The sequence below is a fragment of the Streptomyces xantholiticus genome (assembly GCF_014651015.1).
Taxonomy (GTDB): Bacteria; Actinomycetota; Actinomycetes; order Streptomycetales; family Streptomycetaceae; genus Streptomyces; species Streptomyces xantholiticus.
Window position 1 is genome coordinate 18669 of sequence record NZ_BMWB01000007.1, and the last position, 14447, is coordinate 33115.

The 14447-nt window shown below is 67.3% G+C and carries 14 protein-coding genes; 7 read left to right on the forward strand and 7 right to left on the reverse strand.

What is annotated here, in order from left to right; genetic code table 11:
• Window positions 1-627: 627 nt before the first annotated feature.
• Window positions 628-2028 carry a DUF2252 domain-containing protein gene (locus IE198_RS13385; RefSeq protein ID WP_189886120.1) on the forward strand — a complete coding sequence of 467 codons (1401 nt, stop codon included), beginning with the start codon at window positions 628-630 and terminating at the stop codon, window positions 2026-2028.
• A gap of 61 nt (window positions 2029-2089) precedes the next feature.
• Window positions 2090-2509 (forward strand): SHOCT domain-containing protein, encoded by a 420-nt coding sequence (locus tag IE198_RS13390; RefSeq protein ID WP_189886121.1) that lies wholly within the window; start codon window positions 2090-2092, stop codon window positions 2507-2509.
• A gap of 735 nt (window positions 2510-3244) precedes the next feature.
• Here the strand turns inward: IE198_RS13390 and IE198_RS13395 are convergent.
• Together IE198_RS13395 and IE198_RS13405 are read right to left on the reverse strand one after the other, a co-directional pair.
• On the reverse strand, window positions 3245-4081 hold the full coding sequence (locus IE198_RS13395; RefSeq protein ID WP_189886123.1) for a class II glutamine amidotransferase: 837 nt from the start codon (window positions 4079-4081) through the stop codon (window positions 3245-3247).
• Between the two features lie 619 nt (window positions 4082-4700).
• On the reverse strand, window positions 4701-5276 hold the full coding sequence (locus tag IE198_RS13405; RefSeq protein ID WP_189886125.1) for a dihydrofolate reductase family protein: 576 nt from the start codon (window positions 5274-5276) through the stop codon (window positions 4701-4703).
• Window positions 5277-5497: 221 nt separating this feature from the next.
• Here IE198_RS13405 and IE198_RS13410 point away from each other — a divergent pair, with 221 nt between their 5' ends.
• Window positions 5498-6010: a type 1 periplasmic-binding domain-containing protein gene (locus IE198_RS13410; protein WP_189886127.1), complete on the forward strand. Its 513-nt coding sequence runs from the start codon at window positions 5498-5500 to the stop codon at window positions 6008-6010.
• Window positions 6011-6208: 198 nt separating this feature from the next.
• Here IE198_RS13410 and IE198_RS13415 read toward each other — a convergent pair whose 3' ends face one another.
• Window positions 6209-6652, reverse strand: coding sequence for an SCO4402 family protein (locus IE198_RS13415; RefSeq protein WP_189886129.1), 444 nt, complete (start codon window positions 6650-6652; stop codon window positions 6209-6211).
• A gap of 366 nt (window positions 6653-7018) precedes the next feature.
• Between IE198_RS13415 and IE198_RS13420 the strand changes: the two genes are divergently transcribed.
• From IE198_RS13420 to IE198_RS13430, 3 genes are all read left to right on the forward strand, one after another.
• Complete coding sequence (locus IE198_RS13420) at window positions 7019-7624, forward strand: DUF4328 domain-containing protein (protein ID WP_189886131.1); 606 nt, start codon at window positions 7019-7021, stop codon at window positions 7622-7624.
• Between the two features lie 57 nt (window positions 7625-7681).
• A complete protein-coding gene (locus IE198_RS13425) occupies window positions 7682-8200 on the forward strand; it encodes a NucA/NucB deoxyribonuclease domain-containing protein (protein ID WP_189886133.1) in 519 nt (172 codons plus the stop codon).
• 883 nt (window positions 8201-9083) lie between these two features.
• The gene (locus IE198_RS13430) at window positions 9084-9521 is read left to right on the forward strand and encodes a hypothetical protein (RefSeq protein WP_189886135.1); all 438 of its coding nucleotides are present in this window, start codon (window positions 9084-9086) and stop codon (window positions 9519-9521) included.
• A 326-nt stretch (window positions 9522-9847) separates the two neighbouring features.
• On the opposite strand, the gene IE198_RS35165 is transcribed toward IE198_RS13430, so the two are convergent.
• From IE198_RS35165 to IE198_RS13445, 3 genes are all read right to left on the reverse strand, one after another.
• Window positions 9848-10207, reverse strand: a complete 360-nt coding sequence (locus IE198_RS35165; protein WP_229833901.1) for a hypothetical protein — start codon at window positions 10205-10207, stop codon at window positions 9848-9850.
• A 151-nt stretch (window positions 10208-10358) separates the two neighbouring features.
• Window positions 10359-11564: a hypothetical protein gene (locus tag IE198_RS13440; RefSeq protein ID WP_189886137.1), complete on the reverse strand. Its 1206-nt coding sequence runs from the start codon at window positions 11562-11564 to the stop codon at window positions 10359-10361.
• Window positions 11565-11616: 52 nt separating this feature from the next.
• Window positions 11617-11928, reverse strand: a complete 312-nt coding sequence (locus IE198_RS13445) for a hypothetical protein (RefSeq protein WP_189886139.1) — start codon at window positions 11926-11928, stop codon at window positions 11617-11619.
• A 557-nt stretch (window positions 11929-12485) separates the two neighbouring features.
• On the opposite strand from IE198_RS13445, the gene IE198_RS36105 reads away from it, so the two are divergent.
• Entirely contained in the window at window positions 12486-12620 is a 135-nt protein-coding gene (locus IE198_RS36105; protein WP_268246472.1) for a hypothetical protein, read from the forward strand.
• Window positions 12621-12925: 305 nt separating this feature from the next.
• On the opposite strand, the gene IE198_RS13450 is transcribed toward IE198_RS36105, so the two are convergent.
• Window positions 12926-14377 (reverse strand): AAA family ATPase, encoded by a 1452-nt coding sequence (locus IE198_RS13450; protein ID WP_373299863.1) that lies wholly within the window; start codon window positions 14375-14377, stop codon window positions 12926-12928.
• Between the last annotated feature and the right edge of the window lie 70 nt (window positions 14378-14447).

A 14447-nucleotide genomic window follows, 5' to 3' on the forward strand; every position in this document is an offset into this window, starting at 1 on the left:
TCGAAGATGAAGACCAGAGCGATCGCAGTGATCAGAACGAACGGTGTGAAGCGGCGGACACCGGGGCGGGAAAGGAATGGGGTGTGCGGCTTTTGGTCCGTGTGGTCTGTGCTGGTTCTTCGAGCCATGGGATATCTCTCTCCATCACGTTGCCCCTTCGTCCAGCGTCCTCTCCCAGTACGCGGCTCGCTACCGAAGGAGCCGCAGCCGCGACTGCGTCATGATTGCTGCGGTCGGCGAGTCGCGCTCATGGCGCTTGGCTGCGCCTGACGAGTCCGGCCCGGCCCCGTCCTCGGACGGCTGGACCGCGTTGGTCGCGGCAGGGGGAGGCGGGCGCGGCAGCTCCGCGGGCAGCAGGTGGTCCTGCCGGCTCCGGTCGGGGCCGGCGGCGATGGGGCTGTGTGGTTCGGCGTCGCCCGCGCCGGGCCATGCGGTTTCTGGCTGCTGGAACCCGACACCACGCCTTCGGTGCCGTAGCTACGGGAGCTCGGGCCGTCTCGTCGCAGCGGCGCCGATGACCGAGATGCCTGCTGGTGCGGGGTGTGGAACGGTGGGACTGGGCCGGGGGAGCCGGGCCCGGACAAGGGCAGGTGCTCCACAGGCCCACTCCGCCCAGGAGGTGGCGTCATGGCTGACCGGGTCAGCAGGAGGCTTCCGGAGGAACGGGCGGCGCGGGGCCGGGCCGCGCGGGCGGACGCTCCGCGCTCCGCCCACGCGGAGTACCAGCCCTCGGCGAAGCGACCAAACCCGGTGGAGACCATCGAGGCGCAGTCGGCCGCCCGGCTGCCGGACCTCGTGCCCATCCGGTACGGCCGGATGCTGGAGTCCCCCTTCCGCTTCTACCGGGGTGCGGCCGCCGTCATGGCCGGTGACCTGGCCGACACCCCCCGCTCGGGAATCTCCGCGCAGTTGTGCGGGGACGCGCATCTGCTGAACTTCCGGCTGCTTGCCTCGCCCGAGCGGCATCTGGTGTTCGACATCAACGACTTCGACGAGACACTGCCCGGCCCCTGGGAGTGGGACGTCAAGAGGCTGGCCGCCAGCCTGGCCATCGCCGGACGCGAGAACGGCTACACGGATGCCGAACGGGCCTCCGTCGTACGGACCACCGTGCGGTCCTACCGCGAGCGGATGCGCCACTTCGCCGGCCTGGGCAACCTCGCCGTCTGGTACACCCAGGCCGACATGGACGTGCTGCAGGCGCTGGCGGACCGGAGGCTGGGAGCGCAGGGCCGCGAGCGTACCCGGCGGGCCATGGCCAAGGCCCGCAGCCGCGACAGCCTCCAGGCATTCGAAAAGCTCACGCACGTGGCCGAGGGCCGGCGCAGGATCGCCCCCGACCCGCCCCTGATCGTGCCGCTGGGGTCCCTGCTGCCGGGCGTCGAGCACGACGCGCTGGAGGAACAGCTGAGCGAACTGATCGAGCGGTACAGCCACAGCCTGCAGTCCGACCGCCGCCATCTGCTGCGGCAGTACCGGGTCGTCGACATGGCCCGCAAGGTCGTCGGGGTCGGCAGCGTCGGCACCCGCTGCTGGGTCGTCCTGCTGCTCGGCAGGGACGACGAGGATCCGCTGCTGCTCCAGGCCAAGGAAGCCGACACGTCGGTGCTGGCCCCGTACGCCGGGACGAGCGCCTACGACAACCAGGGCCAACGGGTCGTCGCCGGGCAGCGCCTCATGCAGGCCGCCGGCGACATCTTCCTCGGCTGGGAACGCGTCACCGGAATCGACGGACGCCAACGCGACTTCTACATCCGCCAGTTGCGGGACTGGAAAGGCATCGCTGAACCCCAGCTCATGGTTCCCAAGGACATGCGCGCCTTCGGCGAACTCTGCGGCGCCACCCTCGCCCGCGCCCACGCCCGCTCCGGAGACCGCATCGCCATCGCCGCCTACCTCGGCGCCGGCGACGCCTTCGACCACGCACTCACAGTCTTCGCCGAACGCTACGCCGACCAGAACGAACGCGACCATCAAGCACTCACCGACGCCGTACGCACCGGCCGAGTCCCCACCCAAAACGCGTAGCGCCTGCAGGGGCCGGAGACGACTGCCGCATGCGAGGCACGGCAAAGGCAGGAGGACGACTATGAGCACCAACCTGTATCTGGCATACGACTATCCGCTCCTGGGCGCGTTCTGGACCATGATGTGGATCTTCCTGTGGATCCTGTGGATCATCCTGCTGTTCCGCGTCATCGGCGATGTCTTTCGCGACGACTCGCTGAGTGGCTGGGGGAAGACGGGGTGGACCTTCTTCGTGATCATCCTGCCGTTCCTCGGAATCTTCGTGTACCTGATCGCCCGGGGTCGTGACATGGGCAAACGTGAACAGCAGTCCGCCAGGGCACGGCAAGAGTCGCTCGACGCGTACGTCCAGGGAAGCGCCGGAAGCGCGGGTCCGGTCAGCCACGCGGACGAGCTGACCAAGCTCTCCGAGCTCAAGCGCAGGGGTGAGCTCACCGAGGCGGAGTTCCAGCACGCCAAGCAGAAGGTGCTGACGTCCTGACCCCGCCCGGGCGTCGCACCGAGCACCCATGCCTGGAGGCGCCTCAGTGCGCCCTGCGCGATCCGCACAAATTGCCGCGACAAGGCCTGGAGGGCTTCTCCGATGGTGCGGCCGGCTTCCTGAGCGATTCGTGCGCGCCGTGAGCGAGGCGCCGAGACCGTATGCGTGACGGGGGCTCCCCCCCGAAAATGGTCAGCCGTCTCGCGCTCGCCGCGATCAGCGGACATGAAGTGGCTGACGCGGCCCCGGTGACCCGCCATGAGGGTGCGGATCGGAGTTCTCGCCGGTTGCCGTGGCGCTCGCTGTCGGCCGGCGCCGTAACCGGCGGATGCTGCCCGCTCTGGACACGTGGCGCCACGAGAGCCAATGGCTCGAGACCGAGTTGCGCCGGCTGCTGGACGGAGACGACGGAGCCACGCCGCGATCCCGTGCTGCGGCGTGGCTCAGGGACGCTGCCTCACATCGCAGGCGTGTCCAGGGGACCAAGCCTGCGGCGCACGGCGCTGTCGGGTACGGGCGTGCCCTCGCACAGGTCGCGCGCCCCCGCAGACCAGGGCGCCCTTCTCACGCTGGTCCCTCCGCACCAGCGGCGCGAACACCTCCCCCGCCGAACTCCTGCAACCGGGCACGACACGAAGCGAGTTCCCCGCCGTCGTACCGGCAGCGAACTACCGGACACCCACCATGGCAAGGCCCACGTATCAAAGCCCTACCAGACAGCGATCTGCTGACGCGTCATGCCGGTTCCGGGACGAAGGGGTACAACTCGTCGGCTCCGGCCCGTACGACGCCGTAGCTGCTCTCGGGTACCTCGTTCCAGGCGCCAGGCAGGTCGCCGAGGGGTTCGGACACGATGAGGCGGGTGTCGTCGGACACTTCCTGGAGGAAAGCCGCATCGGGGTGCAGCTTGCGCAGTGCGTCGACGCGGGTGCTGTAGAACAACGACCGGGAAGCGCCCTGGCTCGAGTAACGGAAGGCCCACACGCGTTCGCCGTCGGTCACGGCGATCGTCATCTGGAGCGGGAACTCCACACCGTGGTCGCGGCCGCTGCGCTCCACCACTCCCACCATCCGGGCCACCGCGCTCGGCGGGTCCTGGTCCAGCCCGAAGGTGACCGCCAAGTAGAACATCATCTCCGAGTCCGTCGTTCCTTCGATGTCGGAGTACAGCTCAGGGGCGACGAGCAGGGAAAGCTCGCGGCGTATGAGGTGGAAACCTGTGATGGCACCGTTGTGCATCCACATCCAACGGCCGTGCCGGAACGGGTGGCAATTCGTCTGCTGCACCGCCGTGCCGGTCGACGCCCGTATGTGGGCGAAGAACAAGGGAGAGCGGACATGATCCGCGATCTCCCTCAGGTTGCGGTTGTTCCAGGCGGGGCCGATGTCTCTGAGCAAGGCTGGGGTCTCGATGTCTTCCTGCGGATACCATCCGACGCCGAAACCGTCGCCGTTCGTCGTTTCGACCCCCAGCCTGGAGTGGAGGCTCTGATCGATCAGCGAGTGGGCCGGTTTGTAGAGGATGGTGTCGAGCAGCAGGGGTGTTCCCGAGTAGGCGAGCCATCGACACATGAGCGATCACCTGTGTTCCTACCTGCACCTGCGGGAATGCCTTGATGTCCCGCTCGTGGTTTGCGGAGTCTTCATTGCGTTGGCCGGCCACCTGGCTGCTGCGCCCCGCTGCCCCGTCGGCTCTGCTTCGAGCGCGCTGAGGATGGGTTGCCGCTTCCCCCACGCTGACGGCGACGCCGTGTCCGCTGATCGGGTGGCTCTTGTCCGGCCCATCTCATTTTCGCCTCCCTCGCCGCGCATCGCCATGCGGGCGCGGACCGGACGGTCGTCGCTCCGAGCTCGGGGCGATGGAACCAGCCGACCGTGCGGCTCCACCGTGGTCGTGCGCCATCGGTACTCCCGCCCCGCTCCCCAGAAGGCCCGATCGACTGGGTGCCCGAAGCTGTCGACCATGTGCAAGGTGGACCACTGCGGGCCCGCAACTTCCGTCAGCGGTTCGTCGCGCAGGCGGTCGTGAAAGCCGGGCTGGGGCACCTCAAGGTCACCCCGCCCAAGCTGCGCCACACGGCAGCCTCGCTCGCCATCGCCATCGCCAGCGGCGCGGACGTCAACGTCGTACAGACGACGCTGGGCCACAAGTCCGCGACGCTGACACTGGAACCCGGCACGTCAGCAACGTCTAAAGCACGGCCTGGCGCGCCACGCGGTAGCGGAGGTAGACGACTCTCGAGCTGAAGGTGCGGGTCTCGACGAGTTCGAGATCCACCCGGCGCTCGCGTTGGGGAAAGAACGGAATGCCACCGCCAACCAGCACCGGGTAGACCATGGCCCGGTACTCGTCGATCAGACCCGACCCGGCCGCCTCAGCGGCGAGAGTCGCGCCGCCGATCGCGATGTCGCCCTCCCCCGGCTCGGCTCGCAACCGCTCGATCTCCTCCGCCAGGCCGCCGGAGGCCAGACGGGCATTGCCCTGCACCGCCGACAGCGTGGTGGAGAACACCACCTTCGGGAGCGGCTTCCAGATCGCGGTCCACTCGAGCATTGCGTCGTCGAGCGATGGATCCTGGTCGGCGGTCTCCCAGTACAGCATCGTCTCGTACAGCCGTCGTCCCAACAGGTGGACGCCGACCTGTCGAGTCTCGTCGATCCAGAAGCGAAAGACCTCCTCGTCGGGCGCCGTCCAGTCGAAGTCGTCGTTCGGCCCGACGATGTAGCCGTCAAGTGAGACGCTCATCGAATAGGTCACGCTGCGCATCAGAAGTCCTCCTCGGGAGCAGGTTCGACACTATGACCGCCGGTCGCTCAGGACTCATCACGGCTCGCGGGATCCCCGCAGATCTCCCGGCCCCTCGACTGCTCGTTGCCGCTGCTGTCCGCCGTCGTTGATGTCAGGGGTGGATGTCAGGCAGGACGTTGAGCAGGGCTGGCGAAGAGTTTCGTGGCCGGCGACGGTAGCCAGCCGTTAGGGTCGCGTGCATGGGTGCCGCCACCGCTGCCATGGTCACTGCCATCGTCGGAGTACTTGGCACGCTCTTGGCGCCGCTGGTCACGACGTGGGCTACGAAACGCCAGCGGGCACAGGAGAGCCAAGCCGAGGAGAGAAGGCGGCTCTTCGAGGAGCGGCGTGCCACGTACACCGCGATGAATCGAGCCTCTCGCCACTTCCACACCATGCTGAAGGATGCCCTTCATCGCCTGCGAGATGGGGTCTACGCCGACGATGACCGTGCCCAGGTCGAGGAGGCGCGGCGGGACTACCGGGATCGCTACGCCGAGGCTCAGATGGTCGTTCCTGAAGTGGTACTCACGGCATCTCGCGAATTGAACGTCGTCTTGGCCGCGGTTGACGCTACTGCCAAGCGCATTGATCGCGGTCTCTCCAGAGAGGGGGAAAGCGCGGATCAGGCGCTCCTCGACCTGAAGGCCGCAGAACCCGCACTCACCGCCATGCGCCGGATCATGCGTGAAGACCTGGGCGTGGCCGACTAACCACGTGTTGGCTTCGGACTCGTACACGCAGGAGTGCCGATCTTCACCTTCGCGCCTTGCCGCCGGGACCTCTTCCTCCTGAAGCAACTTGGGATGCAAGCTGTCCTTGGCCCGATGCGCTCGCCACCTGCGTTGATGGTCCGCTGACGTACACGGTTGTTCACGGCCGTGCGTCAGCGTTGTCACCCAGTCGGACACTCACTGCCCTACTCGCTGCGAGCATGGTCGGTCGGCTGGACCCTTTGCTTCCCACTCGTGCAGTGCGGCGAGTTCTCCCAGGTCGTTGCCGACCATGACCTGAGCGAGTCGTCCGGCGACGGCCACGACCTCTGGCCAAGCGGCCGCCTGGAGGTATTCCGCGTCTGAGTCGTTGGTCGCCTCGTTTGCGGCGTTGTTGAGTGCTGCACCGAGCTCTCTCATGAGGGCGACCTCCTCTTCCGTTCTCAGGCTCGTGCCGAGGTGGCGCTCGGGTTCGTCGGCGTCGCAGAAGTCGTCGAAGAGCGTGTGGAAGATGTGGTCCAGGTTCTCGAACGCTGACGGGTCGAGCCACACGTCCCGTTGCCATGGCGGATTGGCCAGAGCCAAGACCGCCGGCACGAGGTGGACTCGGAAGTTCGCCAAGCGCCGGGAACCCTCATTCATGGGCCGAGCCCACTGACCGGGTTGATGCGGTGTCATGAAGAGCACCGCTTCAGGGGCGAGGTGGGGCCTGATCTGCGGCATCCAGACTTCGACGGATGCAGGCGGTGTGCGCTGCCGGCATTCGCGGTTACCCGTACTCCCCGCCCGATCTGGCGCGGTTGTGGCACGGCCGATCCCCTCGATGCGAACTACGGGCGGGGCGGTCGCCGAGGTCTGATCGACTGCTCAGCTGGGGTGACTGGGGCCGATGCCCGTCGGATGCGGGCGCGCCGGCTGCTGTACTTCGCTGCTGTGCTGACCCATGCTGCTTCAAGCCGGGAGGTCCGGCTGCCAAAGTGGGGAGCATTCGTGGGCAGGAGTGGGGGCGTGGCGGTGTCCGTCGCGCTCGGGCTGAACATCGGCTTTGCCGTCGCGTTGCTCGCGGCACAGATGCAGTTGCACGCCGTGTTGGGACGGATGCCACAAGGCGAGCCTGTCCTGCGAGCCGAGATGTGGGTGGGGAACCTCGGGGGAATCCAGGCGGCCGCGTTCGTGGGCACGGGCATTCTCTTCCTGCTGTGGTTCTCGCAGATGCGAGGACATTCCGAGCGGCTCCGGCCCAGTCCGCGGTGGATGGGTCGTAACGGCGCTCTGGGCTGGTGGTTCGTCCCCGTCGTGAACTTGTGGATGCCCTTTCGTATCGCTCTCGACATCTGGGCATCGAGCCAGCCGGAGGACACCGTTCGCCGCCGCTCCAGGCTGCCGGTCACTGTGTGGTGGTTGCTCTTCGCATCATGGACTTTCGCAAACGGGTGGCCCCGAGACCTCTACCAACGGGCTGAAGGCGCAGATCTGGTAAGAGCCGCGCTGCGCTCCGGCATGATCGCGAATGGGCTGTGCGTAGTGGCCGCCGTCGCCACCATCGTCTTTGTGCGGCAGTTCACGCAGATGCAGAGTCGGCAGTCGCACGGCGACACGAGTGCCGCTCTTTAGCGGACCATCCTCTCTGCAGCCCCCAGTTGTCTGTACTGGTCCGGTGACCGCGGCGACATGGGCTCCGTCTTCAGTGACATCACTCCGGCCCTGCGCTACGACCGCAGTGACACCAGTGACCCCACCGGTCCCGGAGAGCCGTACCTCGGCGTCGCAGCCGTCGCCGACCACATCGGTGACGCCCGGGCGAACCCCGACAGCACGCTGCCGCCCAAGGGCAACAAGAACTTGCCCGGCGCGGAACCTCTCGATCCGCTGCACCGCATCGCCGCTGCCGCCGGAGCATCTCTTCGGGCCCGCTCCGACGCCAACCGCAGCGTGGTCAGGTCGTACTGCAACAGCGGCGACGTGCCCGGCGGACCCGGCCAGGGGCTGGACTGCTACGAATACCCCTTCGCGTCCTCTTACCAAGGCGCGGCTCGCTACCAATTCGAGGGGGGGCCAGACGAGAGGGACTACTCCGTCCGCTACGTCGACCCGACGGAGAACCAAGAGGCCGGTCGCCTACTCGACGCCTGGTACGAGAACGACCGCATCCTCGACTGGGACGCCTTCGTCATCCGCATCGGTGACTGAACCACCACTGTGATCAAGTACATGACACTGCGGGGGCCGACCTGCCTCGGTCGGCCCCCGCCCGCAGACGTGATCCACCGGGCGTGGAGGACAGGCGCCACAACTGCCCCAGGCAGAACTCGTCCACGCCGCCAGCTTCTGCTCGTGCCCCGAGGGCGTCTCCACCACAGCGGGGCCGTCTTTGAATGGCGAGTAGAAGGGCCCTGTTTCCGGATTCAACGCCCAATGAAGACGCAGCCGGTACCGGCCCGGCGACGGCAGCACGATCACCGCCCCCTCCCGGCCGCCGGTGAGTTCGTGGACCTCCAGCACGCCGCTGGGAAGCTCCAACTCGACTTCCTCGCTGCCCGACCACTGCGCCTGGTCGGGCGGCGGCGTGGTGCTCCAGCTCTCCAACCGCAGCCGCGCTCGAATGACGGCCGACGGGCACTGCAGATACACCATCTTCGTCGCGCAGTGCTTCGACGAGGGCCTGCCGGACCGTTGCGTACGGCTGCCAGCCGTGAGAGATGCCGGTTCGACTGACTGCCCGCTCGACCTTCGCCAGACGGGCTGTCACGATCGGCATCGCCTTGTCGTACTCGCTCGGGTCTGTCGTCACGGACCCAGGCGATCAGGCGAACCGAGGACGTCAAGGCCGGCGCCGCGCACTGCTGAGCTTGGGAAGCTGGATCGCTTGGATCGCTGCTTTGTAAGCCCGGCACCGCTCGCGGGACAGTTCTTGCGGTTCAACTGTCATACGGGGCGCCGAGTCGCCGACGGCCTCTGCGCCGCCACACCCCGATTGACCCTGGCTGACCGCTCGATCTGGCACGGATCTGCACGCGCGAGCACGGAACCGTATCTTCGGAGCCACGTCTAACGGCCAGGAAGGGGGTGCCTCGTGATAGGTCAGAGCAGGGCCCGTCGGCGCTGTGTGGCGGCTGTTTCGGTTCGCGCGCGGCTCGTCGCGGTAGCGGCCACGTTCTTGCTTGCTGCCGGTTGCACGCTGAACGATCCAGTCAAGGAACGCTGGGAGTCTAGAACTGAGTTTTCAAGTTGTGGCGAGGTGCGCCTGGATCAGGGTGAGGAGATGCAGAAGCAGGCGGTGCGGGAAATCGTCTGTCTCCAGCGAGCCCTCAAGAGCGGCGAGAGCGCAGAACTGAAGGTGGCCTATCCCACCGTGGAGGGTGACCGGATTCGCGAGTACTACCGCTTGACGCCGCAAGGCAGCCTTGAGGTGTACACCGACAGCACGGACGACCACTACTCGGACCAGACGTGGTCGTTCGCTGAGTGCTACACCCCTGAATGGTTGGCTGAGATTTCCTGCGATCGATGACCAGCGCCAACGACCCCATCTGACGCGATGAGGTCGTCTATGGCCTCCTGGCAACCGACTGGCCCCCCATCAGACGCTTTCACGCTGAGTCGCAGCGTTGGCTTATTGGTGCTGGGGCCGTTCTCATGAGCGTTGTCCGTCAGTGACTCTTGTTCCCCGCTGTCTCCCGATGGAACGGGCACGGGAGGGGCACGGCCACTGCTGGTGCGTAGCTCCAGCCGGATCGGTCAGCGACGGCCATATCAGCCGCTACGAGGCCCCGGAGGGACGGTAGCGGACGGGGGCGGTTGCTGTGGATGCGGTACTGCGCTGCTGTACACCTACCGCTAAGTGCCGGTCTTGCCACTCCGGCGAGCCATCCCGCGATAGACCACCCAAAGGCTGACGAGAACCAGGAGTGCTCCGCCGATCGGCCATGCCACGGATCCGCCGTCCCGGTAATCCCTGATGCCGATCGCAAGGAGGAGGGCGGACGGGATCAATCCTGCCCAGTCGAGAGCTCTGCTCAGTCTTGTGGCAATCGATGACTCATTCACGGTCTGATCCTGGCAGGCGCTCGGGTCCTTCAACAGATACGAGCGGGCAGCAGGCGCATTGGTGAGCCGGTCGACGATCGCCGCGCAAAGTTTAGGGTCGCGAGTCAGCCCCTTGAACTCGATCGCGGCCGGGTTGCCTGTGTACTCCATCGGCGCGCAGTTGTCGGCTCAGATGGCGATGAGCCAGACGCGGGTACTCTCGTCACCTCAGCTTTCACCCCTCACCCACTGGGCTTCCGAAACACGGCTTGGGCGGAGAACGGGCAGTGCTGCGCAGTAGTCGCTGCCGTGTGAACGGTGGCTACCGACGGCCGGTGAGGAGCGCGCCGAGGCGGTCGCCGATTACGGAGACACCAGGGCGGGGCTCGTTCGCGTAGTACCAGGGCTTGCGTCGGCGCAGCAGCGCCTCACCGTGCTCGCTCCAGGTGAATCCGGGCTTCCGCAGGAGCTTTCGGAACACCGCGTCGGCTGTCTCCGGGTGCGCAGCGGCCAGTCGGCGGATCGGCAGTGGCGCAATCGACCCCTCGCGCAGGTACGTGCGCAACAGGTCCTGGTGCTGCCCACGGCTCGCGCGTACCGGGTCCGCGAAGAGGTCTCGCAACATCCCGTAGTCCGCGTAGAAGTTGAGCCCGTCGATCTGGTCGTAGATGACGCCGATGGTGTGCGAGCCCGCGAGTTCTCGCGGCAGCTCGAAGAACGGCAGGTCCAGGCCAGACAGCCGCCTGCCCCGGGCACGGTCGGGCTGTCCGGCGACGGCTGCCTCTTGGCGGTGGCGGTAGTAGGCGTTGAGGAGGTCCTCGGCTTCGGCAGGCGGAAGGACCAGTTCGTCGCCGCCGCAGAAATCGACGAACGCGGCCCGGTCCTCCCGCATCCGCTGCCATCCCTGCTCAAGTTTTTCGGGATTGCGGAAGACCAGTTCGGGTTGGCTGGTGGCCAGGTGGAGAGCGGCCTGGGCGATCTCGGTGGCACTGGACTTGGGGTAGCTCGACATCGCCCCGGACACCAGCCACGCCCCGCCGGCCGAGTGAACGGGTACCAGGCAGGTGTGGAGGAAGCCCCCCTTGGACACCCCACGGAACGCCGCCCGCCCGACATTCGAGTACGTGCGGTACTCCAGGTCGTCGACCAAGTTCAGCAGGACGACGGCATCCCCTTCCTTACGCTGGATCTCGAAGATGCCCTCCACCGCATCCCGCCAGCCGAGCAGCATCTCTCGGTCGACCGCGGTCAAGTCCTTCCGTCCAGCGACGAAGCGGTCCACCACGGTCGAACCGTCCGGCAGGCGGTACCGCAGGATGAAGTGGTCGATGATCCGGATCGCCTCGCCCTCGTCCAACTGCCGCTCAGGCCCTGCGGCCTCAAGCAGGAGGGGCGTCAGCCACCGGTCAAAGCGGGTGCTCTGCCCGAAGGCGACCAGCTGCCCTTTCAACTCGGCACTGCGCTCGATGAGATCGGTCAGCGACGGTTCGCCGACGCCCTGCTGCGTGCCTTGTACGACGTCAGCCACGTTCAGCCCTCCCAGACAAACCGGTTCCGCGCTGGGTGTGAGGTGCCCGACCTCAACCAGCCCAGTGACGGTACGCCTCTATCCACTCCGCGCCCTCGGGCGCCGGGCTGGGCAACGGCAGCTCCAGGATTCCGATCGATTGCCGCATGCCGCCGCGAGAGCACAGGGCGACGATCGTGCCGTCCGGCGTGAGGTCGATGACGTCCACGGTCACCTCGACGCCGAGCACCGCGGTGGTGAAGGGCAGGCCGAGGTATTCCTCAAGCATGGTGAACAGACCGGTCAGCTGTTCGTCCTCGGTGTAGGCATCGACAGTCGCCTCTTCGATCATGGCCTCAAGCTCGGCCGTGTCCAACACGCCCATGGGGCAACACTAGCGGCCAGCGGGGTGACACCGGGCGGCCATGACGCTGCTGGTATCCCACCTCCGGGCGACGAGGGCGAATGGTGGCCCGCGGCACCGGCCGACACCGACGTCGTCGCGGCACTCATCACGGTCTGGGCGTAACGCTTCAGTCACCGACCTGAACGAGATGTGACCGCCACCGTGAGTCGCCAAGTGAACCAGCCAGAACAGGGAGCCGGAGGCACAAGCTCGCGTCGGTCATGAACTGACCGAGGGAGAAGGTGGCCTTGACCGGAGACTCGATGTGGATCACGCCGTTCACGTCGTGCGCCCTCCGTCCCCGTTCGCCACAGCTGCCGCCGCCGCTCTACTCGCGGCCGTTCTGACCGCCTGCACAGGCGGTTCCGGTGACGGCACCACAGGCTCGGAGACGTCCCCCGAGGAAATGGCCCTCAGCCATATCCATGGGCTTGGCGTCGACCCCGCGGACGGACGGCTGTACGTCGCCACGCACGAGGGCGTCATCGCTGTGGCGGACGACGGCTCCTCCCCGGGGCAGCGACACCGCCGACTACATGGGCTTCACCATCGCCGGCCCCAAGACGTTCCTCGGCGGCGGTCACCCCGCCGAAGGCAGCGGCGACCACGCCAACCGCGGCCTGATCAAGAGCGCCGACGCAGGCTGCTGTTTTGCCAAGTCAGAGCCCTGATGAAGGTAGCGGGTTGTGCAGGCTTTCTCGATCCTTCGCCGGACTCTCGTTCCCACCGGGTTCCCGGTCGAGCGCCCCCGCACGGCTCTCTTCAGGTCCGCCCAGGTCGGAACGGGCCGCACATTCCACTGAGCGCCGCAGTTGCTTTGAGGCCGGAACGCGCATCTGGACCCCTCGCCCGGGGCCGAGCCAGTGACCGTTTTCGCAGGTCAGTAGACCGGCAAAGGGCGTGAGTTGCGGCTCTCCGGGACGTTGGTAACGGTGGAGGCCATGCTCCCCGTACGGGGGCGATGACCGAGACCGGGTCAGTCGCCGTGGTAGAGGCGAACTGGATCGATCAGCTGGATGGCGGGGTCGTTCTCGGCGAGGTGGCGCAGTTCGTCGGTGAAGCCGGTGCCGCTGTAGCACTGCAGCCGGGTGACGTCGGTGGCGGTGCCGCGCGCGGTGAGGAGAGCACGGATGTGCTGGAGACGTTCGAGGTGGCCCTTTCCCATGACGTCGTTCCATTTGGCTTCGCCGATGGCGAGTAGTGTTTCGCGGCCGCTGTCGGTCTCGCCATGGACCGCGACGTCGACTTCGTGGCTGGTCTTCGCGGCAGGATCGTTGACGGTGCCGCTGGCGACTCTTGTGACCTGCCCGCCGTGGGTTGCGGGGGACGCGTGCCAGCGGGCCCATTCGCGGCAGACCTGTTCGAAGTGCGGGCCGACAACCTTGCTGCGGAAGGTGGACTGGGCGCGGCGCCAGACGGCGGGGGCGCGTCCGGGGCGTTCCAGATCGCCCCAGGCGGGGCGCATGACCGCGTGGTAGAAGGCGATGAGAGGTTCGGCGATGCGGTAGGCGGAGCGGTTGCGGCGGAAGGCGTCGGCCTCGTGCGTGATCATGCCGACGTCCTGGAGGACGCTGAGCGGGTGGGCGAGGTCGGTGGACTTGCGGCCGAGGTAGTCGGCGATGCCGCCGCGTGCGGCGTTTCCGGCGGCGATGGCGGCCAGGACGGAGTGGTAGAGCGCGGTGTCGTGGAGTTCGGGTTCCTCTGCGAGCAGGTAGCGGGCCTCGCGGAAGAGCGGACGGGCGGGATTGAGAACGGCGCGGGTGACCCAGGCGTCGAAGTCGTGGGGCCCGGCGGGGGCGTCGCCCTGGGTGAACTCGCGGCGGTAGGCGGGGGTGCCGCCGACGATGGCGTGGGTGAGCAGTGCGGTGCGCGGGTCGGTGATCTCCCAGAACTCGGCGGCGAGGCGGAAGTCCAGGGTGGGGACGACGAGTTCCAGGCCGGCGCGGCCGCGCAGCGGGGCGTTGCCGGCGAGGAGTCCGCCCATGAAGGACAGGGCGGAGCCGCACAGCAGGAGCCGTACAGGGGTGTTGGTGTGCTGGGCCGCGGGGTCGAGGGCGCGCTGGATGATCGAGGGGAGGGCGGGGGAGGCCTTGGCGAGGAAGGGGAACTCGTCGATGACCGCGATGGCGGGGCCGCCCCTGTCGGCGATGCGCATGAGTTCCGTGAGGGCCTCGTCCCAGTGGGTGAAGCGGAACGGGGTGGGCTGGTCGCGGTGGCGGGCGAGGGCTTCGCCGAACTGGCGCAGGGCGTCGGTTTCGGTGGTCTCGGTGGCGGTGAACATGAAGCCGCCGCTTGCCCGCGTGACGGCGTCCAGGAGGAAGGTCTTGCCCTGGCGGCGGCGGCCGGAGACCACACCGAGGGTGGCACGCGGGCCGGGTAGGGCGGCGAAACGGGTCAGCTCGGCCCACTCGAAGTCGCGGTCGAACATCTCGGCGGGTTTGTCCACGGCACACCTCTGTATGGATAGGTGGGCTTATTATATCTGGACTTATTCAAGA

Coding starts and splice junctions, on each gene's coding strand:
- IE198_RS35165 (WP_229833901.1), bottom strand. CDS start 10,207: ATGGAGTACACAGGCAACCCGGCCGCGATCGAGTTCAAGGGGCTGACT.
- IE198_RS13425 (WP_189886133.1), top strand. CDS start 7,682: ATGGGCTCCGTCTTCAGTGACATCACTCCGGCCCTGCGCTACGACCGC.
- IE198_RS13445 (WP_189886139.1), bottom strand. CDS start 11,928: ATGGGCGTGTTGGACACGGCCGAGCTTGAGGCCATGATCGAAGAGGCG.
- IE198_RS13405 (WP_189886125.1), bottom strand. CDS start 5,276: ATGCGCAGCGTGACCTATTCGATGAGCGTCTCACTTGACGGCTACATC.
- IE198_RS13395 (WP_189886123.1), bottom strand. CDS start 4,081: ATGTGTCGATGGCTCGCCTACTCGGGAACACCCCTGCTGCTCGACACC.
- IE198_RS36105 (WP_268246472.1), top strand. CDS start 12,486: ATGGGCTTCACCATCGCCGGCCCCAAGACGTTCCTCGGCGGCGGTCAC.
- IE198_RS13450 (WP_373299863.1), bottom strand. CDS start 14,377: ATGTTCGACCGCGACTTCGAGTGGGCCGAGCTGACCCGTTTCGCCGCC.
- IE198_RS13415 (WP_189886129.1), bottom strand. CDS start 6,652: ATGAATGAGGGTTCCCGGCGCTTGGCGAACTTCCGAGTCCACCTCGTG.
- IE198_RS13385 (WP_189886120.1), top strand. CDS start 628: ATGGCTGACCGGGTCAGCAGGAGGCTTCCGGAGGAACGGGCGGCGCGG.
- IE198_RS13390 (WP_189886121.1), top strand. CDS start 2,090: ATGAGCACCAACCTGTATCTGGCATACGACTATCCGCTCCTGGGCGCG.
- IE198_RS13410 (WP_189886127.1), top strand. CDS start 5,498: ATGGGTGCCGCCACCGCTGCCATGGTCACTGCCATCGTCGGAGTACTT.